General features: G+C 60.7%; 30 protein-coding genes and 3 pseudogenes. 16 read left to right on the top strand and 17 right to left on the bottom strand.

What is annotated here, in order from left to right; all coding sequences use genetic code 11:
- Window positions 1–63: 63 nt before the first annotated feature.
- Together KW568_RS15880 and KW568_RS15875 are read right to left on the bottom strand one after the other, a co-directional pair.
- Window positions 64–195: pseudogene (locus KW568_RS15880) on the bottom strand (histidine phosphatase family protein); the annotation flags it as partial.
- Window positions 196–246: 51 nt separating this feature from the next.
- Window positions 247–885: pseudogene (locus KW568_RS15875) on the bottom strand (oxidoreductase); the annotation flags it as partial.
- A gap of 54 nt (window positions 886–939) precedes the next feature.
- Between KW568_RS15875 and KW568_RS15870 the strand changes: the two are divergent.
- Window positions 940–1,299: pseudogene (locus KW568_RS15870) on the top strand (SDR family NAD(P)-dependent oxidoreductase); the annotation flags it as partial.
- A gap of 137 nt (window positions 1,300–1,436) precedes the next feature.
- Window positions 1,437–1,916, top strand: coding sequence for a MerR family transcriptional regulator (locus KW568_RS15865; RefSeq protein ID WP_004576673.1), 480 nt, complete (start codon window positions 1,437–1,439; stop codon window positions 1,914–1,916).
- A 15-nt stretch (window positions 1,917–1,931) separates the two neighbouring features.
- On the opposite strand, the gene KW568_RS15860 is transcribed toward KW568_RS15865, so the two are convergent.
- Together KW568_RS15860 and KW568_RS15855 are read right to left on the bottom strand one after the other, a co-directional pair.
- Window positions 1,932–2,858, bottom strand: a complete 927-nt coding sequence (locus KW568_RS15860) for a hypothetical protein (protein ID WP_004576672.1) — start codon at window positions 2,856–2,858, stop codon at window positions 1,932–1,934.
- A gap of 114 nt (window positions 2,859–2,972) precedes the next feature.
- Window positions 2,973–3,776 (bottom strand): type 1 glutamine amidotransferase domain-containing protein, encoded by an 804-nt coding sequence (locus KW568_RS15855; protein WP_033726764.1) that lies wholly within the window; start codon window positions 3,774–3,776, stop codon window positions 2,973–2,975.
- Window positions 3,777–4,076: 300 nt separating this feature from the next.
- Here KW568_RS15855 and KW568_RS15850 point away from each other — a divergent pair, with 300 nt between their 5' ends.
- The 3 genes from KW568_RS15850 to KW568_RS15845 all read left to right on the top strand — a co-directional run bounded on the left by KW568_RS15850 (window position 4,077) and on the right by KW568_RS15845 (window position 6,515).
- Window positions 4,077–5,333, top strand: coding sequence for an NADH:flavin oxidoreductase/NADH oxidase family protein (locus tag KW568_RS15850; RefSeq protein WP_004576670.1), 1,257 nt, complete (start codon window positions 4,077–4,079; stop codon window positions 5,331–5,333).
- 69 nt (window positions 5,334–5,402) lie between these two features.
- Window positions 5,403–5,597 carry a DUF6196 family protein gene (locus tag KW568_RS31160; RefSeq protein ID WP_409077976.1) on the top strand — a complete coding sequence of 65 codons (195 nt, stop codon included), beginning with the start codon at window positions 5,403–5,405 and terminating at the stop codon, window positions 5,595–5,597.
- A 156-nt stretch (window positions 5,598–5,753) separates the two neighbouring features.
- Window positions 5,754–6,515: an SDR family NAD(P)-dependent oxidoreductase gene (locus KW568_RS15845; protein ID WP_019751731.1), complete on the top strand. Its 762-nt coding sequence runs from the start codon at window positions 5,754–5,756 to the stop codon at window positions 6,513–6,515.
- Between the two features lie 338 nt (window positions 6,516–6,853).
- Here the strand turns inward: KW568_RS15845 and KW568_RS15840 are convergent, their stop codons facing one another.
- The 9 genes from KW568_RS15840 to KW568_RS15800 all read right to left on the bottom strand — a co-directional run bounded on the left by KW568_RS15840 (window position 6,854) and on the right by KW568_RS15800 (window position 15,365).
- Window positions 6,854–7,747: a LysR family transcriptional regulator gene (locus tag KW568_RS15840; RefSeq protein ID WP_003248221.1), complete on the bottom strand. Its 894-nt coding sequence runs from the start codon at window positions 7,745–7,747 to the stop codon at window positions 6,854–6,856.
- A gap of 81 nt (window positions 7,748–7,828) precedes the next feature.
- Window positions 7,829–8,881, bottom strand: coding sequence for an alpha/beta hydrolase (locus tag KW568_RS15835; protein WP_004576668.1), 1,053 nt, complete (start codon window positions 8,879–8,881; stop codon window positions 7,829–7,831).
- A 50-nt stretch (window positions 8,882–8,931) separates the two neighbouring features.
- Window positions 8,932–9,876, bottom strand: coding sequence for an alpha/beta fold hydrolase (locus KW568_RS15830; protein WP_175442749.1), 945 nt, complete (start codon window positions 9,874–9,876; stop codon window positions 8,932–8,934).
- A 121-nt stretch (window positions 9,877–9,997) separates the two neighbouring features.
- Window positions 9,998–10,771, bottom strand: a complete 774-nt coding sequence (locus tag KW568_RS15825) for a carboxymuconolactone decarboxylase family protein (protein WP_003248225.1) — start codon at window positions 10,769–10,771, stop codon at window positions 9,998–10,000.
- A gap of 229 nt (window positions 10,772–11,000) precedes the next feature.
- Window positions 11,001–11,468, bottom strand: coding sequence for a cupin domain-containing protein (locus KW568_RS15820; protein WP_003248227.1), 468 nt, complete (start codon window positions 11,466–11,468; stop codon window positions 11,001–11,003).
- A gap of 59 nt (window positions 11,469–11,527) precedes the next feature.
- On the bottom strand, window positions 11,528–12,520 hold the full coding sequence (locus tag KW568_RS15815; protein ID WP_003248228.1) for an aldo/keto reductase: 993 nt from the start codon (window positions 12,518–12,520) through the stop codon (window positions 11,528–11,530).
- Window positions 12,521–12,544: 24 nt separating this feature from the next.
- Window positions 12,545–13,135: a flavodoxin gene (locus KW568_RS15810; protein WP_003248230.1), complete on the bottom strand. Its 591-nt coding sequence runs from the start codon at window positions 13,133–13,135 to the stop codon at window positions 12,545–12,547.
- Window positions 13,132–14,121: an aldo/keto reductase gene (locus KW568_RS15805; protein WP_004576666.1), complete on the bottom strand. Its 990-nt coding sequence runs from the start codon at window positions 14,119–14,121 to the stop codon at window positions 13,132–13,134. Before KW568_RS15805 ends, KW568_RS15810 begins: the two co-directional genes overlap by 4 nt.
- Window positions 14,122–14,465: 344 nt before the next feature.
- Window positions 14,466–15,365: a LysR family transcriptional regulator gene (locus tag KW568_RS15800; protein ID WP_003248234.1), complete on the bottom strand. Its 900-nt coding sequence runs from the start codon at window positions 15,363–15,365 to the stop codon at window positions 14,466–14,468.
- 93 nt (window positions 15,366–15,458) lie between these two features.
- Between KW568_RS15800 and KW568_RS15795 the strand changes: the two genes are divergently transcribed.
- The 8 genes from KW568_RS15795 (at window position 15,459) to KW568_RS15760 (ending at window position 21,925) form a co-directional block, all read left to right on the top strand.
- Complete coding sequence (locus tag KW568_RS15795) at window positions 15,459–16,406, top strand: ketopantoate reductase family protein (protein WP_003248236.1); 948 nt, start codon at window positions 15,459–15,461, stop codon at window positions 16,404–16,406.
- Entirely contained in the window at window positions 16,403–16,801 is a 399-nt protein-coding gene (locus tag KW568_RS15790) for a VOC family protein (protein ID WP_003248238.1), read from the top strand. The genes KW568_RS15795 and KW568_RS15790 overlap by 4 nt, the downstream gene beginning before the upstream one ends.
- A complete protein-coding gene (locus tag KW568_RS15785) occupies window positions 16,798–17,253 on the top strand; it encodes a MaoC family dehydratase (RefSeq protein ID WP_004576665.1) in 456 nt (151 codons plus the stop codon). The genes KW568_RS15790 and KW568_RS15785 overlap by 4 nt, the downstream gene beginning before the upstream one ends.
- Entirely contained in the window at window positions 17,250–18,482 is a 1,233-nt protein-coding gene (locus tag KW568_RS15780) for a CaiB/BaiF CoA-transferase family protein (protein ID WP_004576664.1), read from the top strand. The genes KW568_RS15785 and KW568_RS15780 overlap by 4 nt, the downstream gene beginning before the upstream one ends.
- Window positions 18,479–19,297 carry a shikimate dehydrogenase gene (gene aroE / locus KW568_RS15775; protein ID WP_004576663.1) on the top strand — a complete coding sequence of 273 codons (819 nt, stop codon included), beginning with the start codon at window positions 18,479–18,481 and terminating at the stop codon, window positions 19,295–19,297. Before KW568_RS15780 ends, aroE begins: the two co-directional genes overlap by 4 nt.
- 4 nt (window positions 19,298–19,301) lie before the next feature.
- Window positions 19,302–19,739 carry a type II 3-dehydroquinate dehydratase gene (aroQ, locus tag KW568_RS15770; RefSeq protein ID WP_003248245.1) on the top strand — a complete coding sequence of 146 codons (438 nt, stop codon included), beginning with the start codon at window positions 19,302–19,304 and terminating at the stop codon, window positions 19,737–19,739.
- 140 nt (window positions 19,740–19,879) lie between these two features.
- Entirely contained in the window at window positions 19,880–21,277 is a 1,398-nt protein-coding gene (locus KW568_RS15765; RefSeq protein WP_004576662.1) for an MFS transporter, read from the top strand.
- 390 nt (window positions 21,278–21,667) lie between these two features.
- Window positions 21,668–21,925, top strand: coding sequence for a hypothetical protein (locus KW568_RS15760; protein WP_003248248.1), 258 nt, complete (start codon window positions 21,668–21,670; stop codon window positions 21,923–21,925).
- 53 nt (window positions 21,926–21,978) lie between these two features.
- Here KW568_RS15760 and KW568_RS15755 read toward each other — a convergent pair whose 3' ends face one another.
- The 3 genes from KW568_RS15755 to KW568_RS15745 all read right to left on the bottom strand — a co-directional run bounded on the left by KW568_RS15755 (window position 21,979) and on the right by KW568_RS15745 (window position 23,847).
- Window positions 21,979–22,671: an anti-sigma factor domain-containing protein gene (locus KW568_RS15755; protein WP_003248250.1), complete on the bottom strand. Its 693-nt coding sequence runs from the start codon at window positions 22,669–22,671 to the stop codon at window positions 21,979–21,981.
- Window positions 22,668–23,216: a sigma-70 family RNA polymerase sigma factor gene (locus KW568_RS15750; RefSeq protein ID WP_003248253.1), complete on the bottom strand. Its 549-nt coding sequence runs from the start codon at window positions 23,214–23,216 to the stop codon at window positions 22,668–22,670. Before KW568_RS15750 ends, KW568_RS15755 begins: the two co-directional genes overlap by 4 nt.
- A gap of 103 nt (window positions 23,217–23,319) precedes the next feature.
- A complete protein-coding gene (locus tag KW568_RS15745; RefSeq protein WP_004576661.1) occupies window positions 23,320–23,847 on the bottom strand; it encodes a DUF3455 domain-containing protein in 528 nt (175 codons plus the stop codon).
- A gap of 217 nt (window positions 23,848–24,064) precedes the next feature.
- On the opposite strand from KW568_RS15745, the gene KW568_RS15740 reads away from it, so the two are divergent.
- From KW568_RS15740 to KW568_RS15730, 3 genes are all read left to right on the top strand, one after another.
- Complete coding sequence (locus tag KW568_RS15740) at window positions 24,065–24,352, top strand: hypothetical protein (protein ID WP_003248257.1); 288 nt, start codon at window positions 24,065–24,067, stop codon at window positions 24,350–24,352.
- Between the two features lie 403 nt (window positions 24,353–24,755).
- Window positions 24,756–25,124: a hypothetical protein gene (locus KW568_RS15735; RefSeq protein ID WP_060537975.1), complete on the top strand. Its 369-nt coding sequence runs from the start codon at window positions 24,756–24,758 to the stop codon at window positions 25,122–25,124.
- A 199-nt stretch (window positions 25,125–25,323) separates the two neighbouring features.
- The gene (locus tag KW568_RS15730; RefSeq protein ID WP_003248263.1) at window positions 25,324–25,632 is read left to right on the top strand and encodes a hypothetical protein; all 309 of its coding nucleotides are present in this window, start codon (window positions 25,324–25,326) and stop codon (window positions 25,630–25,632) included.
- Between the two features lie 223 nt (window positions 25,633–25,855).
- Here KW568_RS15730 and KW568_RS15725 read toward each other — a convergent pair whose 3' ends face one another.
- Complete coding sequence (locus KW568_RS15725) at window positions 25,856–26,056, bottom strand: hypothetical protein (protein WP_003248269.1); 201 nt, start codon at window positions 26,054–26,056, stop codon at window positions 25,856–25,858.
- Between the last annotated feature and the right edge of the window lies 1 nt (window position 26,057).

The raw sequence follows: 26,057 nt of genomic DNA, 5'->3' as shown, positions 1-26,057 counted from the left end.
CATTTGCCACCGACTTACAGGTCAGTCACTGTCGCCGAGATGTGTCTTCGGAATCCGGGCGATTCACGCTTCAACACCTGCATATCGATAGACCGTCGCACTCCAATACTGGCTGCCGTTACGCGTTTGATGTTTCCATCCGTCTGCCATCAGGTGTTTGGAGATCATCCGATTCATGAAACCGTGACCGAACAACGGCTGTGACTCGTTTTGGCTGGCCGTGGCGCATCAGGATTATTTCCCCGCTCACAGCAGGCTGCCTTTTTCAAACCCGCCATGATCACGGTACCACGCCACGGTGTCGGCGATTGTCAGCTCGAGTGCCCGGAAACTCAGCCCAAGCTCCTGTTCACTCTTGCGGTGGTCGAAACGGGTGCGGTCCTGCTCTCGAACCAGTAGACGCAACGTGGCCATGCTCAGCAGAATGGGTCTGCCGGTCAGGCGCGCATAGATCTCCTGAACAGCCGCCAAGGTGTATAGAAAGGGCAGCGGTATTTGTCGGGCGGGTGTCTTGACGCCCGCCATGCGTCCTAAAACAGGCATCAGTTCGCGCATTGTCATATGTCGACCCGCCGCGAGATAGCGCTCACCTCGGCGCCCATGTCTGGCTGCGGCAATGTGTGCCAATGCCACATCACGGGCATCGACAATGGAAAAACTGCCAGGGATCAACCCGGGCAATTTGCCCTGTACCACATCGTTGACCAATTGCCCCGACGAGGTTGGGCCAATGTCGCCAGGCCCCCACATCCAGCCAGGCAGGACCATACAGGCATGCATCTGGGGGGGGCTCTCAAGGAACGACAACACGACACGGTCAGCGAGGATCTTGCTGCGGTAGTAGTCATCTGCGTCGGCGTCGGCCCTCAGGCAGTTCTCCTCGATGGGGGGAAGCAAGGAAACACTGACCGCCGTGGTAAGCGTCACGCCTGGAAATTGCCCGAGTTCGGCATGTCCATCTACGGCGCTACCAAAGCCTTCGTGCTGTTTCTGTCACAGGGGCTGAGTCAGGAGCTGTCACCCAAGGGCGTGTACGTGCAAGCGGTGCTGCCAGCCGCGACCCGTACCGAGATCTGGGCGCGTGCCGGCATTGACGTCAACACACTCCCGGAGGTGATGGAGGTCGGTGAGCTGGTCGATGCCGCACTTGTCGGTTTCGACCGTCGCGAGTTGGTAACCATCCCGCCACTTCATGTTGCCGAGCGCTGGGATGCGCTGGAAGGTGCACGTCAAGGGCTGATGTCTGACATTCGACAAACCCACGCGGCTGAACGATATCAGCGGCCACTGAACGCGTGATTGTGTACGAATGATCGAATCCGCGGCCTCCGCTTCCCTATGAAACCAAGGCGACCAAGTCACACGTTGTGCTTGGCCGCCCGGTGACTTTAGATTTAAAGTCAACTTTAAGGTCAATAGGTTTTTCAGGGTGAGGTATGAGAATAGGCGAACTGGCAAAAATCAGTGGGCTGGCTCCGTCACGCATCCGTTTCTATGAAGCCAGTGGCTTGATCAGCGCCGTCGAGCGCAAGGCCAATGGATACCGGGACTATGCGCCTGATACCGAATGGGTGCTGCAACTCATAACCAGCGCACAGGCAGCAGGTTTTTCTTTGGAGGAGATCCGGCAGTTGATGCCGATGGACGCCAGTGGCTGGCGGCACGACGAGTTGCTCACTGGGCTCAAGCAAAAGGTTGAGGAAATCAGTGCGCTGGAGGAACGGCTGGCACAAAACAAAGCGCAACTTCTGCTCGTCATCGAAGGCATCGAGGGTAAGCCCGAAGGCATGGCGTGTGCGGACAATGCGCAAATGCTGATAAATCGTTTGCGTGAAGAAGGGGTTGGTCAAGCGTCCGGCAAGCGTGCGGTAACGTCTTCAACGAGAAAAAACACCCGCCAGGCTTCCGGGGCCTGACAGGCGCAAAAGGTCTCAGCGCTCGCCAATCAGGCCGGCGAGCGGTTTGGGTGCATAGAGCGCACTCTGAAACGCTGGCACGTATTCGTACTTCATCATTTTCCCCAACTTCAGGGTGCGGAGGTAATTCGACAGAGCGCCGTCGCCTAGTGTGAGGGTGGCTGAATCTGCGTCGCGGCTCGAGCCGTGACGCAGTTGGCGGGAAACCGCATAACCGTATGCCAACTGGCCCTGATGATCGAGATTGGTGAAGCTGCTGGTGACGATATCGACTTCGCGAGAGAGCTTGTCGAGTTTCTTCGCTTTGAAGGACACGTCGACTTTTCCGGTCTGGCTGTCGGTGATGTCATAGACCACAGACTGGGCATCTTCTTTGCGGTCGATACCGGTCAGCCATTTAGGCAGGTTGTAACCGACGACACCACGCACCCGCGCGAGCTCGGTATTGACCGGCAGCTTGAGTACATAGCCCCAGAAGTCGCCGGACATCGACTGGCCAATCAGTGTGAACGGACCCAGATTGGCTTTGCCTGGCGTTTTGGTAATGATCGACACGGCCACTTCGTTATAGGCGTCGTTATCACAATGCTCATAGGTGTATGCAGTAAACGCAACCAAGCCCCGGCCTGGCCAGACTTGCAGGGGGGATGCGGTTGCTAGTACTTCCGGCGGCATCAATGCCCGAAGTGCGTCCAAGTCGGCCGTGTAGACAGCCGTTACCCGACTGTTCTGGTAGTAAAAGTTCGGGGAGTATGACTCGAAGCCGATGTCGACCTTGTGCTTTTCCAGTCCTTTGAACCAGCTCAAATCAACACCCGGCAGCTCTGCTGCAATCACCGACAAGGGCGGGTTCGAGCGATAACGGTCGTACAGGCCGCCTTTGACGACCGGCACTGGGTGGCCTGCGATTTCGATTGTGCTGGTTTCAGTCGGCGTGAGCATCTCAGGCGTCCCCGCCAACCCTTGGTTGGCAATTGAGCTGAACAGCAATCCTGTTAATACGGTGCGTGCGAGTTTCAATCGGTCTTACTCCGCGGGTGGGAACTGCTTGAGGGGTCAGCGAGCGACGTTGTTGCCAGAGAGCACCGCCACCACGGCTTCAGCTACGGCTTTGGGCGATTGAGGGTTTTGGCCGGTGACAAGCCTTCCATCCGTGATGGCAAATGACGTGAAGGGCAGCCAGCCTTTGCGGTACCGAGCCCCCTGACTCACCAACTTGTCCTCAAGGACGAAGGGCACCTGGTTTTTCATGCCGGAGAACAGCTCTTCGCGATCAGAGAAGCCGGTGATGTTCTTGCCCTTGATGATCAACTGGCCCTTTTCATCCTTCAGATCCAGCAGGCCCGCTACGCCATGGCAGACGGCCGAGACGATGCCACCCTGGTTGTAGATGGTTTCGGCGACACGTCGCAGGTCGGGATTATTGGGGAAGTCCCACATCACGCCATGGCCCCCGGTGAAGTAGATGACGCCGAACTGGGATGGATCGATATCGGCGATCGGCAGCGTGTTTTGCAAGCGAGTGCGAAAGGCCGGGGACTGCAAATGCTCACGCGCGGCTTTGTCCATGTACAGCCAACCGAGACTGCGCTCGTCCAGTGGCACCGCACCGCCTTTGGGACTGGCAAAAACTGTGCTGTAGCCAGCCGCCTCCACCACATCGGTGAAATGCGTCAGCTCAGTAAGCCACAACCCCGTGGAATCGGTGCGTGAGGGATATCTGGCGTGATTGGTCAGAATCACCAGCATTTGGCGATTCTTGGCAGTCATTGTGGAAGCGGCGGTGCCAGCAGTTGAAAATGTCATGAAAGCGCTACCTATCAGTACCAACGCATAAGAAACAACGGTCTTGAGCATCACCCGAGTTCCATTACTCAAGCAGGTCAGCGCATGCTCACCTTAAACCTCGCTTTAAGGTCAATCCCCAATGCTGCAAATAATTTCCGACGCATCTGGCGCTGGGGTTTGATTCGCGCTCGAGCTGTTCACCCGGTGCTGCCAAGGCTTCGATTGAACACCCCACTCGGTTGTCGGGCGCCCATCGGGTGACACACTTGCCAGGTGCTGGCGCGTTGAAAATCGACTGACCTTGAAAAAGGTATTGACCTTAAAGTCGACTTCAAACTTAAGGTGGCCGCATATCCAGTTGAGGACTGCTCCATGAATGTGTTCGACACCCTGATGCTTCCCAACGGTTCGACCGTCAAGAACCGAATCGCCAAAGCCGCCATGGAAGAGAACATGGCGGATGCCGACCAGGCGCCTTCCGAAGCACTCATGCGTCTCTATCAAGCGTGGGCCGACGGTGGTGCCGGCCTGATTATCACCGGCAATGTGATGGTCGACGGCCGCGCCATGACCGGACCGGGTGGTGTGGTGTTACAGGACGATCAGCAACTGGACAAGTTCAAGCGCTGGGCGCGTATTGGTCGATCCGGCGGCGCGCAGTTCTGGTTGCAGATAAACCACCCAGGGCGGCAGATGCAGTCCAATCTTGGGCAAAAAACCTGGGCACCGTCAGCCGTGCCGCTGGAACTGGGCACAATGTCCAAGCGTTTTGCCACGCCTCACGCGATGCCCCCCGGCGTGATCGAAGAAGTTATTCAGCGCTTTGCGAACACCGCACGCCTGGGCGAACAAGCCGGATTCACAGGTGTGGAGATCCACGCGGCCCACGGCTATTTGTTGAGCCAGTTCCTTTCGCCGTTGACCAACCAAAGGAAGGACGAGTGGGGTGGCTCTCTGGAAAATCGGGCGCGCCTGTTGCTCGAAATCGTCAAGGCGGTCAGGGCCGTGGTTTCTGTGGATATTGCAGTGGCGGTCAAACTCAACTCCGCCGATTTCCAGCGTGGAGGGTTCACCACCGAAAACGCGAAAAAGGTCGTTGAGTGGCTCAACGACCTGGGCGTAGACATGGTGGAATTATCGGGAGGCAGCTACGAAGTCCCCGCCATGCAGGGTGACGCGCGCGATGGTCGCACCCTGGCTCGCGAAGCTTATTTCGTCGAGTTCGCCCGTGATCTCCAAACCGTCGCCAAAATGCCGGTGATGGTCACTGGCGGTATACGTCGCCGCGCGGTGGCCGAAAGCGTCGTGCAGAGCGGTGTGGACATGGTGGGTATCGGCACGGCGTTAGCCATCGATCCGCACTTGCCTCGTGACTGGTTGCAGGGCAAAGACAACGCCCCTCAATTGCCGGCGATCACCTGGAAAAACAAAGCCATCGCATCCTTGGCAAACATGGCAGTAGTGAAGTTTCAACTGCGCAAACTCAGCCGGGCTAAAAAGCCTGATCCGAGCGTTTCGCCGTTGCGCGCGCTGATCGTGCAACAGCTCTTCATGGCTTATCGCACGCGCCAGTATCGAAAATGGATTGAAACGTCTGCGCATGACAAGGGCCTGGGAGACGCAAGATGACGATCGCTGTAGAGGGCTCGTTGGCTGTTTGGCAATGCGCCTGAAGCAGAAGTTTGGGACCGGCATTTTGTGACTTGTGGCCAGAATCGAGAGGAGGGCGGGATTTTTGATAATTGGGTCGTCCCGGCTAGCCTGGCTTCAGATGTCTTCGCAGATGTCCAGACGTTGGTAGATGGCCAAGCAGGCGGGGAGGTGGCGTTTCCCGGTAGCGGATATGTTCGCGTGTCCCCCGTTGTCAGCTTCTGCGCGGCTGAAGGGTCATGACCCATGCGCGTAGCTAAACGATGTGCTGACGCGGCTGCCGACGCAGTGAGCCAGTGAGACCGAGCAACTGCTTCCGCATCTGCGGATGGCTGACTGATCTGTGCAAGGTGTGTACGCTGGCCGCTTACTCTTTAGCACTCCATTCGAGATATCCATATGACACCCAATCCGACAACCGATAACGCATTACGCGTTGCGTTGGTGACAGGATCAACGTCCGGTATCGGTGCAGCCATTGCACGTGTCCTTAGCCGGGCAGGCTATGCGGTGGTGCTCCATTCGCGAAATTCTGCGGATACGGGACGCGCGATGGTTGCCGAAATGAAGCAGGCTATTTACTTGCAAGCTGATCTTGCTGTCGAAGCTGACAGGGTCAGGCTTGTTAACGAGGCTATCGCCGCGTGGGGGCAGCTCGACGTACTGGTCAATAACGCCGGTATTAGCAGAGTCATTGCGCACGGCGACCTTGCCGCTGCCAGTTCGACGGTGTGGCACGAGCTTAACGAGGTTAATGTCGTGGCACCGTTCCATCTGGTTGCTTTGGCCGAGTCGGCACTGCGCGATGCTGCCCGTTACCGTCGAGCAGGTTGCGTCGTAAACATCAGTTCGCATGCCGGTACCCGTCCTAAGGGCGCATCGATTCCCTATGCGGTAAGCAAAGCTGCGCTAAATCACATGACCCGCTTGCTCGCGCTATCGCTGGGGCCAGACATTCGCGTAAACGCTGTGGCGCCTGGCTTGGTCGACACGCCTCTGACCGCAGAGTGGACAGAGGCCCAAGAGTTGTGGCGAACTCGCGCACCCATGCGCAGGGCCGCCAGCCCAGACGACATCGCAAAAGCTGTTGTCATGCTGGTCGAGTCGGACTACTTGACCGGCGAGATACTCCTTTCAGACGGTGGGTTGAATCTGACTTAGGTTTAGCGTGTTTCGGTGGAGCAGAAGAGAAGAAGGCCATATGGGCTGCTGGCCCATATGCCTGTTTACGGGCCAGCAAGCGGCGGGATTCACGCCCTGATCGCCTCAAGTAGCCCTATGATGTCGAAGATGCTCAGCCTTGGCGCCACGATCTCGACGATCAGAAGGTTAGACAATCGCAGGCGTTTTCACACAGCCTGGACCCAAAGCAGCCCTTCACGAAGGACTTCTAACGACCGATTGCAATCGGTCGCGTACGCCTGCAGTCGATCAAAGATATCTACTCATTCGCGGGTTTGTGGGGCGGGTAAAAGTCAGACGCCTTGAAGGTCGATGACTCAGTGCTTGTAGAGTAACGCTTCAACTACAACGCCAAACGCTGACGAATGTTCTCGGCGATTGGGGTAGTAGAGATGGTAACCGGCAAAGGGTTGGCACCAATCTTCCAATACCCGCACAAGGCTACCGTCCGCTAGCTCCTTCGCCACCATGTCCTCCGGCAGGAACCCCAAGCCACATCCCGCCACGGCCGCACGCAGGATCGGCAGGCTGCTGTTGAACGTCCATTGTCCTTCGACACGGGCCTTCAGTTCGTGACCATCCTTCTCAAAATCCCATTGCATCAGGCTGCCATGGGTGGGTAGGCGTAGATTGATGCAATTTTGCGCGGCCAGATCACCGGGCTCCTTCGGCACCGGCCGCTGTTTGAAATACTCGGGTGAGCCCACGACCGCGATGCGCAAGGGTGGGCCGATAGGAACGGCGATCATGTCCTTAGCCACCTGATCTCCCAAACGTACTCCGGCGTCATAGCGTTGCGCGACGATGTCGGAGAGGGCGTAGTCGACAGTGATTTCGACTTTGATGTCCGGATAGTCGGGTAGCACCTTCAATAGCTTGGGCCACAGAATATTGTTGGCGGCATGTTCGGATGCTTGAATCCGCACATTGCCTGCTGGGGTGTCACGAAACTCGCTGACCGCAGCCAGTTCGAGTTCAATTTCATCGAACCTCGGCGCCATCGATTGATACAGCCGCTGACCCGCCTCGGTGGGCGACACGCTGCGGGTGGTACGTGTCAGCAGGCGGACGCCCAATCGGCTTTCCAGCGCGCGCATGGTGTGGCTCAGCGCTGACTGCGAGACGCCAAGCTGAGCGGCCGCGCGGGTGAAACTGCCTTCGCGAGTGATGACCACGAAGGCTTGCAGGTCGTTTAGATTGGCGCGTGACATTGATGAGAACCTCTCATGAGGGGCGCGGGATTAATCCATGAAAGCAGGTTACACACGGAAGCGCGACCCCAAGAGCGGTAATTACAAGGTGCGGGCGTAAAACGCGGTCAGTTTGCCAATTGCGGCATCGACATAACGCGGCACCCAATAGGTTTCGATGTGCGTCGCGCCGTCGAGGATAAACACTTCCTTGTCGGTGGTGCCGGTGGCTTTGGGAAAGGCGTCCTGCGTCATGTACAGGCTATCGGCTTTGCTGCCCGCGATCATCAGCAACGGTTGGTTGATCAGCTCGATATGGTCAGTGGCGTCGAAACGCATCAAGTCGATCAGGCTGCTGGTGGTGTATTTGAAGGTCGAGTTCGGGTGCGCGTGGGTCTTCCAGTAGTATTCATAACCTTGGCGATACAGCTCGAAGGGCAGTTTGGCAATCTGCTCGTCGGTGAGGTTGGCATCGCCCGAGTACAGCACCGCGCCGCCGGCCGCTTCTTGCGCGCGGGCTGCTGACGCCTGTTGCAGGCGTTGCTGAATGCTGTCCAGTTGCGAGTCGTTGTAGCCGTTGCGACGTACCCGGCCCGAATTGAACATGCTCACGGTTGCCAGCGATTTGAAGCGTTTGTCGGTTTGCGCTGCCGCCAACGAATAACCACCGCCACCACAGATGCCGAGCAGGCCCAGACGCTTGTCATCGACGCCGGCAAATTGGCTGATGAAGTCGGCCATGCCGTGAATGTCTTCGATGCGATACGCCGGTTTATCGATGCTGCGCGGCTGACCACCGCTGGCACCCTGATACGCCGCATCGGCCGTGATGGTGATGTAGCCCTGTTCGGCCAGGCGTTGGGCATACAGACCGGCGACTTGTTCTTTCACGCCGCCATTGGGGTGGGCAACGACCACGGTCGGGTAGGTCTTCTTCGCATCGTAGTTGGCTGGCGTGTAAACGTTGGCGGCGATGTCCAGACCATTGAGTTTATAGCTGACCGGGTGGATGTTGACCTTGCCCGGTTCGTTCTTGCTGATCGCGCCGTCGTAGGTGAGGGTGAACGGGTTCTTTTTGTAATCGGCGGCCAAGGCTTCGCCCGCCGAGAGGCCGACCAATGCCGACATGAGCGTGGCTTTGAGAGTGTTTTTCACGTTGAAGCTCCTGAGCAATCAAAAGGGCGGCAGTTGCAGATGTGTTTGGGTCAGTCCAGTTGTTTATCTCTGAGGAATTGCGCGACCAGGTCAGCGATCTGCACGTTGTTCAGATCCGACATGGGGAAATGGGTATTGCCGTGAATGCCGATCTCCGGCAGGTGGATCAGTCTCACATCACCGCCGTGGCGATTGACCGCGTCACGCCAGAGCCTGGCCATTTCCAGGCGTGCGCGCCAACTGTCCTGAGCGGGCAGGTCGACCGCCTGCTCCGGGATGTTGTCGCCGTAAAGGATCAGGATCGGAATGCGAGTGAGGGCCATGAATTGCTCCATCGGCACCGCCGCGCCTTGCACCGTGTCGAACGCGCTGGGAATCGGCGCAGGCACTTCACCATCTGCAAACACGAAGCTGCTGCCCGGCTCGAACGCCACGATGGCCTTGACCTTGTCGTTCTTGATCGCCGTCAACCAGCCCGGCCCGCCACCTTGCGAGTGGGTGAATAAAATCCCTGGGCCGATTTTGTCGAAAAGTGCTGACACGCCATCAGCGACCACGCCCATGTCGAACGGCCCGGTGTTCGGCGTCATCGCCCGAAAAAACTGCTCGCGGGTCTGGGCGTCCTGTGCCACTTGCACGCCCTTGAAGTAGTTGGGCCACAAGCCGATGCGGAACTGGTTGAACCACAGTTGTTCGTCAGGCACAGGCTTGATTGTGGTCTCGACCATGCTGCGTCCAGCATCGCCACGCCGGGGCTGATCGATCAGATAGACGCCGTAATGGCGGCGTAGAAAGATGTTCTGAAAGCCTTCGCGACCATCGGCGGTGGTTTCCCAGGTCTTGGAAAACTGACCCGCACCGTGCCACATGACGATGGGCAGCTTTCGCGCATCCACCGGGATTTGATAGAAGGCGTAGGCGTGGTCACCATGGTAGGTCTGGCCATTGGGCGTCATCGGTTGGTGCGGGTTGAAGGTGCCCGGTGCAGTGGTCACCGTTCCGCCTGCGGCGAAGCTGCCTTGTTGTTGAATCAGCAACGGGCCATCGGGGTGGTTCGCGCAGGCCGCCAACAGGCTCACCAGCGTGATGCTCAGCAGGTACTTTGCAGATTTCATGTCATTTCCCCGACGCCGCGAGGGCCTGGGCCAACGCGGTGTTGGCGCGTTCAGCCGTCTGCGCGTCGCCGTGTTTTTTCAGCAGTTCCGTGACCTCGTGCAACTGTGCCGGGCTCAGACCGACGCGCAGGCTCGCCGCCATGTGCGCGCGTAGTTGCGGCTCGACCCCAGGCGTTGCCGCCAGGGCCCCGACGGTCGCCAGTTCGCGGCTTTGCCAGTCGAGGTTGTCACGCTCGAAGATGTCGCCGAACAGGTGGGTTTGCAGGAAACGGTTGATCACTGGCGCGAACTCGAACACCGGGCCTTTGACCGGGGCGCCGGAGATCCCGGTTTGATTTGCAGTGCCGGCGGCCAGCAGCTCATCCCCGATCGGGGTCGGCCGGCTCGGCTCACGCCCCGGTGCGTCTTCGATACCGCGCTTTTTGCGCGCCTGCACCACGGTCATCAGCTCGTTCAAGGCGTTAAGGCTACGCGGGAAGCCCACATAGGCGTACAGCTGCACCAGAATTTCCCGGGTTTCACTGATGGTCAGGCCGGCATCGAGCCCTTGATTGAGCGCGGTGTTGAGGTTGGGCATGTCGCTGGTCGCCATGAACGCGGCGATCAGAGGGATCGTTTGTTGTTGGCGCGACAACGTGGCTGCGCTGGTGGGCTTGCTGGCCATGGTCTGCGATGCCTCGGCTGCTTGAGTGGTAACGCTGAACATCGCCCCGATGCCCAGACAAAGCGCCATGAGTGCGGGGAGGGTAGCGTTGTTGCGTGCGTCAATGGTCATCGTGAAAGGCTCCATCCATTGCAGGTCACCGGGGTGTCGCTGGATCGTACGGAGGATGGTTGTATCGATTAACCCCGAAATTGCGCATGGACTTCTGAGCAGAGCTCATGAGTCGACCTTGACCTTACCGCTGCAATTCCGGCGCGACCCCGCTGATGCGGGGCCTGCAGGGCGGATGACGGACTGCGATAAAGGTGCCGGGCGAGCAACTTCGACACATTCCGTAACTTCATTGGCCGGCGTATTGCGCCTCCGAGACCTGTTCTGCCCAGGTGACGGTGTTGCCGTCCTCGGCTTCAGCGATGGCGATGTGGGTCATGCCGTTGCTGGCCGTGGCGCCATGCCAGTGACGGGTGTGCGGCGGAATCCAGACAGTGTCGCCCGGCCGGATTTCCTGTCGCGGGCCGCCCTCTTGCTGCACGTAGCCGACGCCGGCGGTGACGATCAGCGTTTGCCCCAGCGGGTGGGTGTGCCACGCCGTGCGTGCGCCGGGCTCGAAGGTCACCGTGCCGCCGCCGATGCGCGCCGGCGCATCACCGTTGAACAGGCCATCAACGCGCACCGTGCCGGTAAAGTTTTGAGCAGCGCCCTTGACCGAGGGCTGCGAGCCGTTCGGCGTAACGCGGATTTCGCTGGCGGCCTGGGATTCTGCCGCCATGAATGACAAAGCAACGAGTGGTGCAATCAATCGGTTCATCGGGTCAACTCCGTTCAGACGCGAAAGTGGCGCCGCACGTGGCGCCGCGTTGGGCAGACTCAGAGTCCGGTCATCTTCAGTGCCGATTCCGGCAGGCGTTCACCGTGCACTTGAATCTGCGCCATCTGTTGGTTGATCTCGCGCAGATCGTCACCGGTCAATTGCAGTTCGACTGCGCCCAGGTTCTCTTCCAGTCGATGGGGTTTGGTCGTGCCTGGGATCGGCACAATCCACGGTCTCTGTGCGAGCAACCAGGCCAGCGCCACTTGCGCCGGCGTGGCGTGTTTGCGTTGCGCGACGGCTTTCACCACCTCGACCAATGCCAGATTGGCCTTGCGCGCTTCAGGGGAAAAACGCGGGACGAAGTTGCGGAAATCGCTGGCATCGAACTGCGTGTGCTCATCGATCTGGCCGGTGAGGAAACCGGCTCCGAGGGGACTGAACGGTACGAAACCGATTCCCAGTTCTTCCAGTACGGCCAGCAGCTCCAACTCCGGGCCTCGCCAGAACAGCGAATATTCGCTCTGCACCGCCGTGACCGCTTGCACCGCGTGCGCCCGGCGAATGGTTTGCACACCCGCCTCAGATAGGCCGAAATGCTTGACCTTGCCCTCAGCGATCAGATCCTTGACGGTGCCGGCGACGTCTTCGATGGGGACCTGTGGATCGACGCGGTGCTGATAAAACAGGTCGATGCAATCGGTGCGCAGACGCTTCAACGACGCCTCGGCCACGGCGCGTATATGTTCCGGGCGGCTGTTGGTTCCACCGCCGCGTGCGCCGGTGATCAGGTCGATATCGAAGCCGAACTTGGTGGCGATGACGACCTGATCGCGGATCGGCTGCAAGGCCTCGCCCAGCAGTTCTTCATTGGCGAACGGGCCATACGCTTCGGCGGTGTCGAACAAAGTGATGCCTTGCTCGTGGGCCGAACGAATCAGCTTGATCATGCCGGCTTTGTCGGCAGCCGGCCCATAAGCCGAGGTCATGCTCATGCAGCCAAGGCCCAGTGCAGACACTTCCAGGCCATTGCCCAACGTGCGGATTTTCATGATGTCACTCCGTACAGAATTCGATTAACGCGTGCAGGGGTGATTGCTCAGCCAGCCGTTCACACGTTCCATGGTCTTGCGCTCCTGCTCACTCTCCATCACAAAACCTTCGAGAACCCTAACCTTAGGCGCGTGCTCGACCAGCACGCTGCGGCTGTTGCCCAAGCCATAACCGCCGTGGGTATTGAAGGGGATGAGGGTCTTGCCGGTCAGGTCGTGGGCGCTGAGAAAGGCGCGCACGATGGGCGGGGCGGTTTCACCCCAGATCGGAAAGCCGAGATAGATCGTGTCGTAGTCGCTGAGGGCGTGAACCTTGTTTTGCAGCTCGGGCTCGAAGCCGCTGTCACGCTCCTGACGCGCTTGCTCCACGGTTTGCAGATAGTCCTCGGGGTAGGCGTGGGCCGGGCGAATCTCGAAGAGATCGGCACCGAGTCCACGCTGGATCAGCCCGGCGACCACGCGGGTATTGCCTGAGCGCGAGAAGTACGCGACCAGAATCCGCGAGCCTGAGCGCGGTGTTTGACGGACGCCTTGCGTGTCGGCGAGCGACAGCAGCGGGGCGCTGGCCAGTGCGGCGATCACCGTGCGCCGCAGCGGGTCGTGATCGTTGCTCATCGACCTACGCGCGCCTTAAGGGCCTCGGGATAACGCTCGCCTTCGATGCGAATCTGCGCCAGCGCTGTATCAATTGCCTTAAGTTCGAAGGCGTCAAGCGTGATGTCCGCGCCGCCGAGGTTTTCTTCCAGGCGATGCAGTTTGGTTGTCCCCGGAATCGGCACAATCCATGGCGCCTGAGCGAGCAGCCATGCCAGTGCGATCTGTGCGGGTGTCGCTTGTTTCTGCGCGGCGATCTGACGAATCAACACCACCAGTCCCTGATTGGCTTGCAGCGCCGACTGACTGAAACGGGGGACGATGCTGCGGAAATCGTCGCTGCCGTAAGTGGCCTGCGCCGACACCGTGCCGGTGAGAAAACCTTTGCCCAATGGGCTGAACGGCACGAGGCCGATGCCTAACTCCCACAGCGTCGGCAGGATTTCCTGCTCAGGCTCGCGCCACCACAGCGAGTATTCGCTTTGCAACGCTGCGACCGGCTGCACCGCGTGCGCACGGCGAATGGTCTGCGCACCAGCTTCCGACAGGCCGAAGTGCTTGACCTTACCTTCGCCAATCAAGTCTTTCACCACCCCGGCGACGTCCTCGATCGGCACATCCGGATCGACGCGGTGCTGGTAAAGCAGATCGATGTAATCGGTCTTCAGTCGACGCAACGAACCCTCAACCGCGACCCGGATGTGCTCAGGGCGGCTGTTGAGAATCTGCTGTTTATTGTCGTCGCCGAAGGTGAAGCCGAACTTGGTGGCGATGACCACTTGATCGCGCACCGGGGCGAGGGCTTCGCCTACCACTTGTTCGTTCAGGTAAGGGCCGTAAACCTCGGCGGTATCGAAGAGCGTGACGCCTCGGTCAACCGCCGATCGGATCAGCGCAATGGCTTGTTTTGTGTCAGTCGCCGGGCCGTAGCCATGGCTCAGTCCCATGCAACCCAAACCCAGGGCTGACACTTCGAGTGAACTGTTTCCGAGTGTGCGCTTGTGCATTTGGATCTCCCGACATTTGGCGTTGGGAGCACAGTAAGCGAGCTAACGAGCGGGGACTAGACGGTGAAATCGGCAAGGGTTCATGAGGTTTGCTCATCAGTCCCAGAAATCGGGAGGTGGCGACTGTGTCCTCATGGACGCCTAGACGCCCTAAGCAAGTGCTCAGAAACAGGCCGTTCGCGTAATAGTAAATAATCGAGCGACCGCTTCTGGTCGAAAGCGGCCGGTCGTGAATGCCAATTTACGACCCAAGCCCATCCTTCGCGAAGATAGGCGTGCGGCCAGAGCGGATGGCTTGAATCAGACCTGCTATCCAAGTCGAAACGGGAGCCTGCTTGGCGGGCTTACTGAAACAATCCGCGAACGACTTCCCTCAACCATCGATTTCCATTGTCCTGATGATAGCGGGCATGCCAATGTTGTTTGACCGTGAATCCCTCCACTTCGAACGGGCAGTCATGGACCTGTAGCCCATGCATATCGGCCAGTGTCTGGCCGATATGCCGCGGCAAGGTGCCCAGGAGATCGGTAGTCCCGATTATCATCCCTAACCCGAGAAACGCTGGCAGCTCGAGCATGATCCGCCGTTCGATCCCGGCCCGCGCCAACCCTGCTTCCAGCAGCTTCTGCCCGGTGCCGAAACTGATCTGCACATGCCCCTCGGCCCGATACCGCTCCAGGCTCATGCCATCGCCCAGGCGCGGATGCTGCGGGTTGCTCAGGCACACCCAGTCCTGCTCGAACAGCACCTGCTGATACATCCCCCCTCCCAGCCAGGGCACGAAGCCGATGGCCAGGTCCGCTTCGCCCGACTCCAGCGCGCTCTCGGTATTGCCGTCGATCCGCGCCGCCTCCAGGCGGATGCCCGGCGCATGGCTGCGCAGATGGTTGAGGATGCTGGGCAGCAAGGTGATGTGGCTGGCATCGCTGACACACAGGCGAAAACGCCGCTGCGCTGTGGCGGCGATGAACTGTGGCTCCCAGGCGGTCAGCCGGCGCAGCGATTCCAGCACCTCACGGCACGGCCCTATCAGCTGATCGGCGCGGGGGGTAGGGGCCATGCCGCCCGGCGTACGCACGAACAGCGGGTCGTTCAATTGCTCGCGCAGGCGCGCCAGCCAGATGCTGATGGTCGGCTGGCTCTGCCCTAACTGTTCGGCGGCGCGGGTCACGCTGCGGCATTGGTACAGCACGTCGAACAGCTGCAGCAGCTTGGGTTCGGGCAGGGCCTCCAGGGTAGTCATTATTGAGATTCTCAATAGCTGTATTGAGGTCATTGTATAGCGCAAATAAACCCCGCTGCATAAGGTGATCGCAAATCACAGGAGGTCTGCGACGTGAAAATCTGCATTCTGGGCGCCGGTGCACTGGGGTGCGCCATTGGCGCAGCCCTGAGCGAGGCAGGGCATGAAACCTGGCTGCTGAACCGCGGCCGCGCGCACGTCGAGGCGATGAACCAGCATGGGCTGCGGGTACAGGACGAACGGGGCGAGCGCTATGTACCGGTCAACGCGGCCATTGAGGCCGAAGATGTTGGCGTGACCGATTTGGTGGTGGTGCTGGTGAAGTCGTTTCACACTGCCGAGGCCATCGCCGGTGCCCTCGCGCTGATAGGCCCACAGACGCTGGTGCTGTCGCTGCAGAACGGGCTCGGCCACGAGGACATCCTGGCCGAAGTGGTGGGTCGCGAGCGGGTGCTGGCTGGCAAGACCTATGTCGGCGGCGTGCTCCTCGCACCGGGCTCGATCCGCGCCGGTGTGGCCGGCAAACAGACTTTCATCGGTGAGCTCGACGGCCAGCTGACGCCCCGCGTGCAGGCCATCGCCGAAGCGTTCAACAATGCCGGGCTGGCCACCACGGTCAGCGACAACATCCTCGGCACCATGTGGGACAAGCTGCTGGTCAACGTCGCCACCGGTGCATTGAGCGGCATCACCATGCTCAGCTACGGCCAGCTGTACAGCGAGCCGCTGCTGGAAAGCACCGCCAAGGCCGCCGTGGCCGAGGCCATTGCCGTGGCCGAGCGCGCCGGCATCCGCTTGAGCCTGACCAGCCCCGAGGCTGCCTGGTCACTGGCCGCCGAGGGTCTGCCGGCGAGCTTCCGCACCTCGATGCTGCAGAGCCTGGAAAAAAACTCGATCACCGAAATCGACTTCATCAACGGCTCCGTCGTGCGCTGGGGCCAGCGCCATGGCGTGGCCACGCCGGTCAACGCGACCCTGGTGGCCTGCATCAAGGGTATCGAGCGCGCCATGGCCGATCACCAGAAGAGGGAAACCCCATGAGCCAGTCAAAAGCCTACCTCGAACACGTGGCGTTCTGGGTGCAGGACATTCAGTGGCATATCCGCTTTTTCAGCGAGGTGTGCGGCATGACCATGCGTGAAGTGCAGGGTGACGTCGAGCAGCCGGCACAGTACTGGACCCTCGGCGGCCTGCAGTTCATTCACCAGCCGGACTTCGCTGGCCCGGAAGGGCGCCTGGCGCACCTGGGCATCATGTGCGAAGACCTGGAAGCGGCGCTGGCCGCCGCCCAACGCTTTGGCGTCAGTGAGATGCCCCAGGGCCGCAACTGGCTGCGCCTGCCTGATGGCCTGGCGGTGGAGTTCATCCAGGCGCTGCCGGCCAAATGCGTAGCCCAGGCACTGGCCATCGACCCGCGCGCGGAGGTGCAGGCATGAGCGTGATTGAAAAGTACTGGGACGATGCCCGCGAAGGCGATGAGTGCATCAGCCCGACCTACACCGTGACCCGCGAACGCATCCTGGCCTACGCCGACCTCACCGGCGACCACACCCCGGTACATGTCGATGAGGCCTACGCCAACGCCAGCCACTTTGGCTGCCTGGTCGCCCACGGCCTGTTCGGGCTGTCGATCGCCGACGGCCTGAAGACCCAGTGCGAGTACCGCTTCCTACCGGGCATGTCGCTGGGCTGGACCTGGGACTTCGTGCTGCCGATCAAGGTCAACGACGTGCTCCACGTGCGCATGCGGGTGGGGGCGATGCGCCCGAGCAACAGCCGACCTGGCTGGGGCATCGTGGTGCTGCCTTCGGAACTGATCAACCAGCACGGCGAAGTCGTGCAACGTGGCGAGCACCGGTTGATGGTGCCGCGGAGGGCAGCAGCATGAGCCAGGCATTGCCATTGGCGGGTATCCGCGTCATTGACTACAGCCACTTCCTCGCCGGCCCCTATGTCGGCCGTTGCCTGGCGGCGCTCGGCGCAGAGGTGATCAAGGTCGAGCGGCCGGGTAGCGGCGACGCTGGCCGCCAGCATGCGTTCACCCTGGACGACCAGCAGAGCGGCTATTTCCTGCAGCTGAACATGGGCAAGCAGGGCGTCAGCGTCAACATGAAAGACCCGCGCGGCAAGGCGTTCATGCAGCGCCTGACCGATTCGGCCGACGTGTTCATCGAGAACTACCGCCCCGGCGCCCTGGACAAGCTGGGCCTGGGCTACGCCGAGCTGTCGGCGCGCAACCCGCGCCTGGTGTACTGCTCGATTTCCGCCTACGGCCATACCGGGCCGGACGCCCACCGCGCCGGCTTTGGCCTGATCGCCGAGGCCAAGAGCGGGATCATGCAGATGGTGGGCGTGCCGGGCGAGGCACCGCCGCTGCTGCGTATTTCCCTGGGCGATATGTACACCGGCATCCACGCGGTGGCGGCGATCAATGCCGCGCTGCTCGGCCGGGTGAGCAGTGGCCGTGGCCAGCACATCGACATGGCGCTGTACGACACCCTGGTGTCGATGCACGAATACGCGGTGCAGTGTTACACGCTGTCCGGTGGCACTGTGTTGCCCCAGCAAACCGGCCACGACATGCCCACCTCGACCCTGTACGGCGTGTTCCGCGCCACCGACGGCGACCTGGTGATCGCCGCCCAGGTCGACGATGCCTGGCAGCGCTTCGCGGCCATGCTCGAAGCCAACGGCGGCCCGCCCGCGTTCGGCAGCGACCGCCGCTACCACAGCCTCAACGGCCGCAACGCCCACCGCGAGGCGATCCTGGCGGTGGTCCGCGACTGGGTTGGCGCGCGTCGGGTGGCCGAGATCCTCGCGTTGCTCGATGGCATCGACATCCCCAGTGCCAAGGTTCAACGCATCGACGAAGTGCTGGCCGACCCGCAGATCCAGGCACGCAACATGGTCATCGAGCAGCAGCACCCACGCTACGGCACGCTGCGCCTGGCCAACCTGCCGTTCCGCTTTTCCGACTGTGACACCACGATTCACCAAGTAGCCCCGGACCTTGGCCAGCACAACGCCGAAGTGGCCGCCGGGCTTGGCTTCAGCACTGAAGAAATCACAGCCCTGCAGGCGGATGGCGTGTTGTTTACCCACGGAGATGCACGATGAGCGACCGCTACGCAGTGATCGGCCGACCGATCAACCACACCAAGTCCCCACTGATTCATGGCCTGTTCGCCCAGGCCAGCAACCAGCAGCTGGAATACGGGGCTATCGAGGGCTCGCTGGACGACTTCGAAGCCCAGGTACTGCAGTTTCGTAGCGAAGGCGGGAAGGGCATGAACATCACTGCCCCGTTCAAGCTGCGTGCTTTCGAGCTGGCCGACCGGCGCACCGAGCGGGCGCAATTGGCACGGGCGGCCAATGCGCTGAAGTTCGAGGATGGCTGCATCGTCGCCGAGAACTTCGATGGCATCGGTTTGCTGCGGGACATCGAGGAGAACCTTGGCGAGCCGCTGCGCAACCGCCGTGTGCTGCTGCTGGGCGCTGGCGGCGCGGTGCGCGGGGCGTTGCTGCCGTTCCTGCAGGCGGGCCCACGCGAGCTGGTGATCGCCAACCGGGACATGGCCAAGGCGCTGGCGCTGCGTAACGAGCTCGATCACCCGCGTCTGCGCATCAGCCGCTACGAAGCGCTGGAAGGGCAATCGTTCGACATCGTGGTCAACGCCACCTCGGCGAGCCTGACCGCTGACTTGCCGTCACTGCCGGCTGATGTGCTGGGTGAGGCGGCCTTGGCCTACGAGCTGGCCTATGGCAAAGGCCTCACGCCTTTCCTGCGCCTGGCTCGCGAGCAGGGCCAGGCGCGCCTGGCCGATGGCGTCGGCATGCTGGTGGAGCAGGCCGCCGAGGCGTTTGCCTGGTGGCGCGGGGTGCGGCCCGACACACGTGCCGTGATCGATCAGCTGACGATTCCCCTGGAGTAGGTCGATGGTCGCCAATGTACTGATGCTGCATGGCATCAACCACAACATGTTCGGCAAGCGCGACCCGCGCCAGTACGGCACAGCGACCCTGGCCGACATCGACCAGGCGTTGCAAGCCCTGGGCGAAGAGCTGGGGGCGCAGGTCGTGAGCTTCCAGAGCAATTTCGAGGGCGCCCTGTGCGAACGCATCCATCAGGCCTATGAGGACCGGGTGGATGCGGTGCTGATCAATGCCGGTGCCTGGACGCATTACAGCTACGGCATTCGTGATGCATTGGCCATTATCGAAGTGCCGGTGGTAGAAGTGCACATGTCCAACATCCATGCCAGGGAGCCGTTCCGCCATCACTCGGTATTTGCCGAGGTGGTGCGCGGGCAGATCTGCGGGTTTGGTGTCGAAACCTACCTGCTGGCGCTGCGTGCGGCGATGAGCATGGTCTGAGCAGGGCCACATGGCTCGGCGCTCTGAGCGGGTTTACCCGCGAAGCAGGTGACGCGGGGCATGGCACCGGCTGCGCCGGTGTTCGCGGGTAAACCCGCTCCTACAATCGAGACTCTCCTTTTGCAGAAGGAACTGAACCCTTGGCCACCCCCGCAGTCCCCAACACCGGCATCGCCTTGCTGGTCGCCGTCACCTTCTTCATGGAAAACCTCGACGCCACCGTCATCGCCACCGCGCTGCCGCAGATGGCCCGTGACTTCGCCGAGAACCCGGTCAGCCTGAACATCGGCATCAGCGCCTACCTGCTGGCGGTGGCGGTGTTCATCCCGCTCAGCGGCTGGGTCGCCGACCGCTTCGGCGCGCGCCAGGTGTTCGCCGGGGCCATTGGCCTGTTCACCCTGGCCTCGTGGCTGTGCGGATTGGCACAAACCTTGGAAACTTTCGTCGCCGCACGGGTGCTGCAAGGCATCGGTGGCGCGCTGATGGTACCGGTCGGGCGTCTGGTGGTGCTGCGCACCACCGAGAAGCAGGACCTGGTGAAGGTGCTTGCGGTGATCACCTGGCCCGGGTTGGTGGCGCCGGTGCTCGGCCCACCGATTGGCGGGTTGATCGTCACCCACCTGTCGTGGCCGTGGATCTTCTACCTGAACATCCCGCTCGGCCTGCTGGCCATCGCAGCGGCGTGGTGGCTGGTCCCCAACACGCGTGCCAGTGAAGCGCGCCGTTTCGACTGGCTCGGCTTCGTCTTCCTCGCTTCGGCCTGCGCGACCTGGTTGCTGGGCCTGGAGATGCTCGGCTCGCTGTCGGGCGACGGCCTCGGCACAGGCGCTGCACTGGTGGCCGTGGGGGGGCTGCTGACCTGGCTGTCGATCCGCCATTGCCAGCGTCACCCGGCGCCGCTGCTACCGCTGGCTACCCTAGGCATCGCCACGTTCCGCGCCAGCATCATCGGCGGCACGTTATTCCGCCTGTCGATCAGCGCCTTGCCGTTCCTGATTCCGCTGTTGCTGCAGATCGGTTTCGGCTATTCGCCGGTGGATGCCGGGTTGCTGGTGCTGGCGATCTTCGTCGGCAACCTCGCGATGAAACCGTTCACCACCGGGCTGCTGCGCCGCCACGGCTTTCGTCGAGTGCTGCTGGTCAATGGCTTGATCGGCGTCGGTTGCATTCTCGCGTGCTTGCTCCTGCAGCAGGACATGCCGTGGTACTGGATGGCGCTGGTGCTGTTCATTGGCGGGCTGTCTCGTTCCATGCAGTTCACCACCTACAACGCCATCGGGTTTGCCGAGGTGCCAAAAGCACAGATGGGCCAGGCGTCGACGCTGTTCAGCATGTTCTTCCAACTGGCGATGGCGCTCGGGGTTGCGATTGCGGCCCTGCTGCTGAGGGTCTCGACGATGCTGCGGGGGGGTGAAAGCGAGATGACAGTGGGCGACTTCCGCTGGGCGCTTGTCGGTATCGGCCTGATTGCTTGCGCCGCGTTGGTTGATGCAGTACGCCTGCCGGCCAATGCTGGTGAACAGGTATTGCGTACTTAGCTGTGTTGGGTTCACGGCCACGTCATCAGGGGGACAGGTGTTGGAATCGGGTTCCCTTGGGCCATTAACGACCTACAGCGAACGGACAACCGATAACGGGTCGATAGCGGTCATTCACGATCGGCAGCTTTTCGCCCCAAAGCGCACGGGCGTAAAGGGCAGCGGACACTGAACAGGACGACGCAGATCAAGGCCGTAAGCGTTCCGCCGCCAGCGACGGCTCTTGAAGTGACCGTAGGTGTGGCGGGTGTCGTGCTGCCTACCCATCCAGCATGGATGGAAAGCCAGTAGCGACTTCCGTGACTGCATAGTACGGTCCGCCTTCAACAAGCCACCCGGTTCGTTGCCTTCACCCCCACGGACCGGGGCTCTCATGACCTGGGAGGTCGAATGGAAGTCGCTACAACGATCAGTCAACAAGAACTGGATAACGCCTTGGTCGCGTTTGCACGCTACAAAATCGGAGAGATCAAGATCTTCGACCTGGAGCAGGCAATGCGCTTCGAAGCAGGCCAAGCCTTGTCCCAAAGCGGGCTGGTCCGGTTCTCAATTACCAAAATGGTGTCAGGACGTTATCGCATCAGCGATGAAGGGGAGAACGCCATCACAGAGGCTGGGCGGGATCGCCTTGAGGTGATCCGCGGCTGACCCTGGCTTCCAGCCTTGCGAAGGCCGCAGTCATGTTCTGCGGCCCTTTCGTGTCATATCACTTTCACCGCGCGACCAATGAACTTCACCGGCCCTGTCGGCAGACCGGTCGGCGAGCCACCGGCTTTCTCCAGCGTCAGCTCGAACAATTGATTGGCCTCCAAGGGTGGCAAACTTTCCAGCGGAACTCGATAGGGTTCGCCCGGTTTGACCAGGCCAAGCGAAACCGGAGCACGCCATTGCTCGCCCTTGGTCCAGAACTGCAGGGCCATGCCGTCGGGGACCGTATCCCGGCCCAGCGGCAGCAGTTCGATCATGTGGCTGTCGCTGGCCTGCACCACCCAGCCGGGGGCCTGGCTGTTCGGCGCCACCAGCACCACCAGGTATTGCGTGGTAGAGGGGGGCGTGGTCAGCAAGGTAAACGCCAGCAGCAGGCTTGCAGCCAGCCCTGCGGCGCTGAGCCCTTGCCACAGGCCGAGGCGTTGCCACCAGCGAGCCTGCGTGCGCGCTGCAGGCAGCTCGTCGAGGCTGCGCTGGATACGGCGCCACAGGCGGGGGCTTGGGGGCTGCGGGGTAGACAGCGCGGTCAGCTCCAGCAGCCGGGCCTCCCAGGCATCCACGGCGGCGCGAAGCGCGGGGTCGGTACGCAGGCGTTCGGCCGTCGCGGCATATTGCTCCGGCGACAAGGTCCCCAGCACATATTCCCCGGCGAGGCTGTCCAGTTCTTCGGCAGAATCGGGCTTCATTCCAGGCACTCCCGTAGCGCTTTGAGGCTGCGTTTGATCCAGGCCTTGACAGTGCCCAGTGGCGCGCCCAATAAACCGGCTATCTCGGCGTGGCTGCAGCCGTCCACGTAGGCGTGCAGGATGCAGCGTTGCGGTGCGGGCTGCAGTTGTTCAAGACAGCGGTAAATCTTTGCTGAGCCGGACCAGAGGTCAAGGTCATCAATCCTCCCGTGCAATGTTGACGCAGTTTCGGTGTCGGCATCGGTCAGTACAGTTTCACGGCGGGTATCACGTATCGAATTCAGCGCCAGGTGGCGGGTAATGCTGTAGATCCAGCCTCGAGCCGAGCCGCGCGCCGGGTCGTAGCTGGCAGCGCGGGTCCAGATGCGGATGATCGCATCGTGGACGATGTCTTCTGCGGTGGCGTCGTCACGTGCGATACGTCGGGCAACGCCCAGCAGGCGCGCGCCTTCGTGATCGTAGAGCGCCTGCAGGGCCCGCCGGTCACCCTGTGCACAGGCTAACAGGCAGCGGTGGAAGTCGAAGGGAGTGGCCGGCGAGTTCAACGTGTGTGGCTTCCTTGTGTAAGGCAAGTACCCCGGCCATCCAGCCGGGGGGCTTGCCATCGAGCGTAGATCATCACTCGCAGGGCGTTGGGTCAGGTGCGTGTCACTTGGCTGTCCAGAACACATAGTCAGCCTGGTACTGGACGACCTGCCTGGCACCTTTGTTCTGCGCCGTGCAGTCGACTGACGGCGCCACACCGCCGCGGGTGGCCAGGCGCTGGATGTAGCTGACCCCCTGCATGGCGCCTTTGCCTTCGGCCGGGTTGGCCTTGACCAGTTGATAGGGGATGGCGCCTTTGTCCGCCGGTGCCACTGCCAACTGGGTGCCGGTGACTTTCGAGCCATCCTTGGCCTGCCAGGTAGCGGGTGGGCCAAAGTAGTCGCCCACCTGTTTACCGCCACGGTCATTGAGCACTGCCTTGGGGCCGACGAAAGTCCATTCGGTCTGACCGGGGGTGTTGGCCTTGTCGCGGCACTCGTAGGTGATCTCGCCGACGCCGACGGTTTCGAGCAGGACGCGATGGCCATCAGGGACTTTGACCGCTTCTGGCAGCGTGGTCTGGGCGTGGGCGGGCTGCAGCGCAAGGGCGAGGCTGCAGGCGAGCAGGCAGGCGGAGTATTTGAAGTTCATGGGCAGTGCTCCTGAAAGTCATTGGGCTGGGCAGTCAAAGGCCGCCCACTGTCAATACCCGCCAACGGGCGGACTGGATGCACTGAATGAAAAAAAATGCGTAGCGAGATGAGCCTGCATGTGCTTGCCTACCCTCTCGAACGCGCGATGAGTCTCTTTGCTATCGCAGGACTGCTTTAACGCGCGCACCCCCGACAACCCCATGAGGACACTGCAAATGAAGCGTTTGTTACTGAGCCTGTTGCTTGCCGCATCGGGCGCTGCCCATGCCGGTATTCCGCTGTTGAACGCAACATGCCCCGGCAATATCGAGGTCCATGCCGATAAAGGTGGGCCTGTCTATATCAATGGCAAGGAAGCCACGCTGAAAAAATTCAATGACAACTATTTCGAGGCCAAAGGTGGCGGGGTAACGGTATCGTTGTCGATCAACCCGGACGGCTCGCCTGACGTCTCGTATACCGGTAAGAACAAAGCCAATGGCGTATGCCAGATCAAGGACTGACTGCGCGATTGCGCTGTTTGGCTGGCGCGGTGCCAGCGGGCTGAACCTGGGCGCTGGAACGAGAATTGCTGTGACCCCTGAGACATTGATCATGCGGAGTACGCAGAGATGACTCAGGATGACCGCTATTACATGATTTTCAGCGTGGTTGCTGTGCTGGTACTGGATCTGGCGGCGACTTATGTGTTTCTCAATGCCATTCCCTGACCCCGGTTATGGGTCAGGCCTTACGCGTAATCGGGGCCAACGCAGGGTGTGAGGAAAACGCCCCGAACCCTATATAGCAAACAAACCTGATGCCCTGTTGTCGTTGCGCAGTAACATGGGCATGAGAAAACCAAAAAAAGGGCAGGCTGCTTGGCAACATTTCCCAGTTTTCGAGGGGGCTGCAGGAGCGTGTCGCGTGAAAAACTCAAGTTCGCGAGCAGGTGTAATACTGTTATTCGGGGCAGCCTCGTTGTTCGTCGCAGGCTGTGCGCAAAACCCTGATGTGCGTGACAGCCACGATTATACCGCTGGCACTACCGTGAAAAGCCCACCCGCCTACCTGGGCTGCGTTAAAGGCGAGCTGCAAGGGAATGTGAAAACCTATGAAGTCGAGGGTGATAACGCGATTAGGCTTTTCGTCGACAGCACTGACCCCGACAAGGCAGAAGGCCTTGTAGAGTTGCGGGGCACGGGAACCGAGCGCCACTTCACGGCCTATCAACGTGATGCCTGGTACGACCATGGCAGGTTGCTGGATGCTGCACTGATGTGTTCAAAAGCGTAATCATCCAACCCCTCACCAATAGCCCGCCGTCGAGAGCGGGCTTTTTGTCTGCCGATCGCATGCCCGGCAACGTTCAAAAAGGGCGGGTGGAGCCGGTATGGCCTGAGCAGCGTTGCTTTGCATTTGCCGGCCCCGCCCGTAATAATCGTTGTATTTGGATGGAGAGTCGCAGGTGGAAGCAAGAAGCGTAGTCGCCGAAATGTTCATTGGGATGCCGACGCATTTCTGGGTTTTGCCTGTTGCCGGCCTGGTTGCCTACTACGGGCTGAAGTGGTCCGCCAGATCCAGTAATCGTGCCACCCTGCTACAAGCCTCGACTTACCTGTTGCTGCTGGCACTGGCAGTGCTGCCCAACGGCTTTTATGCACTGTTTCCTCCTGCGCCCGAGCCAGATGTGCTGTTGAATCAAACGCCGTTGCCCAACTACGCAGGGCGCTTCTACCTGGATGCGTTCTATGTCTTCAGTGGCTGGGCGCTGAGCAAAGTGGTCAAGTTAAAGTTCAGCTGAGTCGCAGTTCGCTAGCGGATGCGCTGACGGGATCAGTAATTGCATACCCCTTTGAAACCGGCGCATCTGGGGGATACTGCAATGCTCTCTGAAGATCTGTACATCATGTTCCTGGTTGTCGGCAGTGTGTTGGTCCTGGATATAGCAGCCATCGTATTGTACAGGGGAGCCAAGCCCTGACCCCGGGTTTGGCTCGCAATGGCGCCGAAGTATCCTCAGGGCTTTAGCTTTTCTCCTGTACCTGCAGCACCGAACCTTTGTCGTCAGTTGCCAGCAATCCGATGGCGTCGGTGTCGTCTGATTGTCGCTCGGCAAGGGGGACGTCCGGCGAGCGAAAGATACTATGGCCCTGTTCACCGGTTTTAAGGGTGACGAGCTTGCCGTTCTGATAGAAGAACTGAGTGTGGTTGGCGTTCGTTTGCATG

This window comes from Pseudomonas sp. HD6515 (assembly GCF_024971855.1).
Lineage (GTDB): Bacteria > Pseudomonadota > Gammaproteobacteria > Pseudomonadales > Pseudomonadaceae > Aquipseudomonas > Aquipseudomonas alloputida.
Note: the sequence above shows the minus strand (reverse complement) of the source record. Positions and strands in the feature narration are given on the sequence as shown.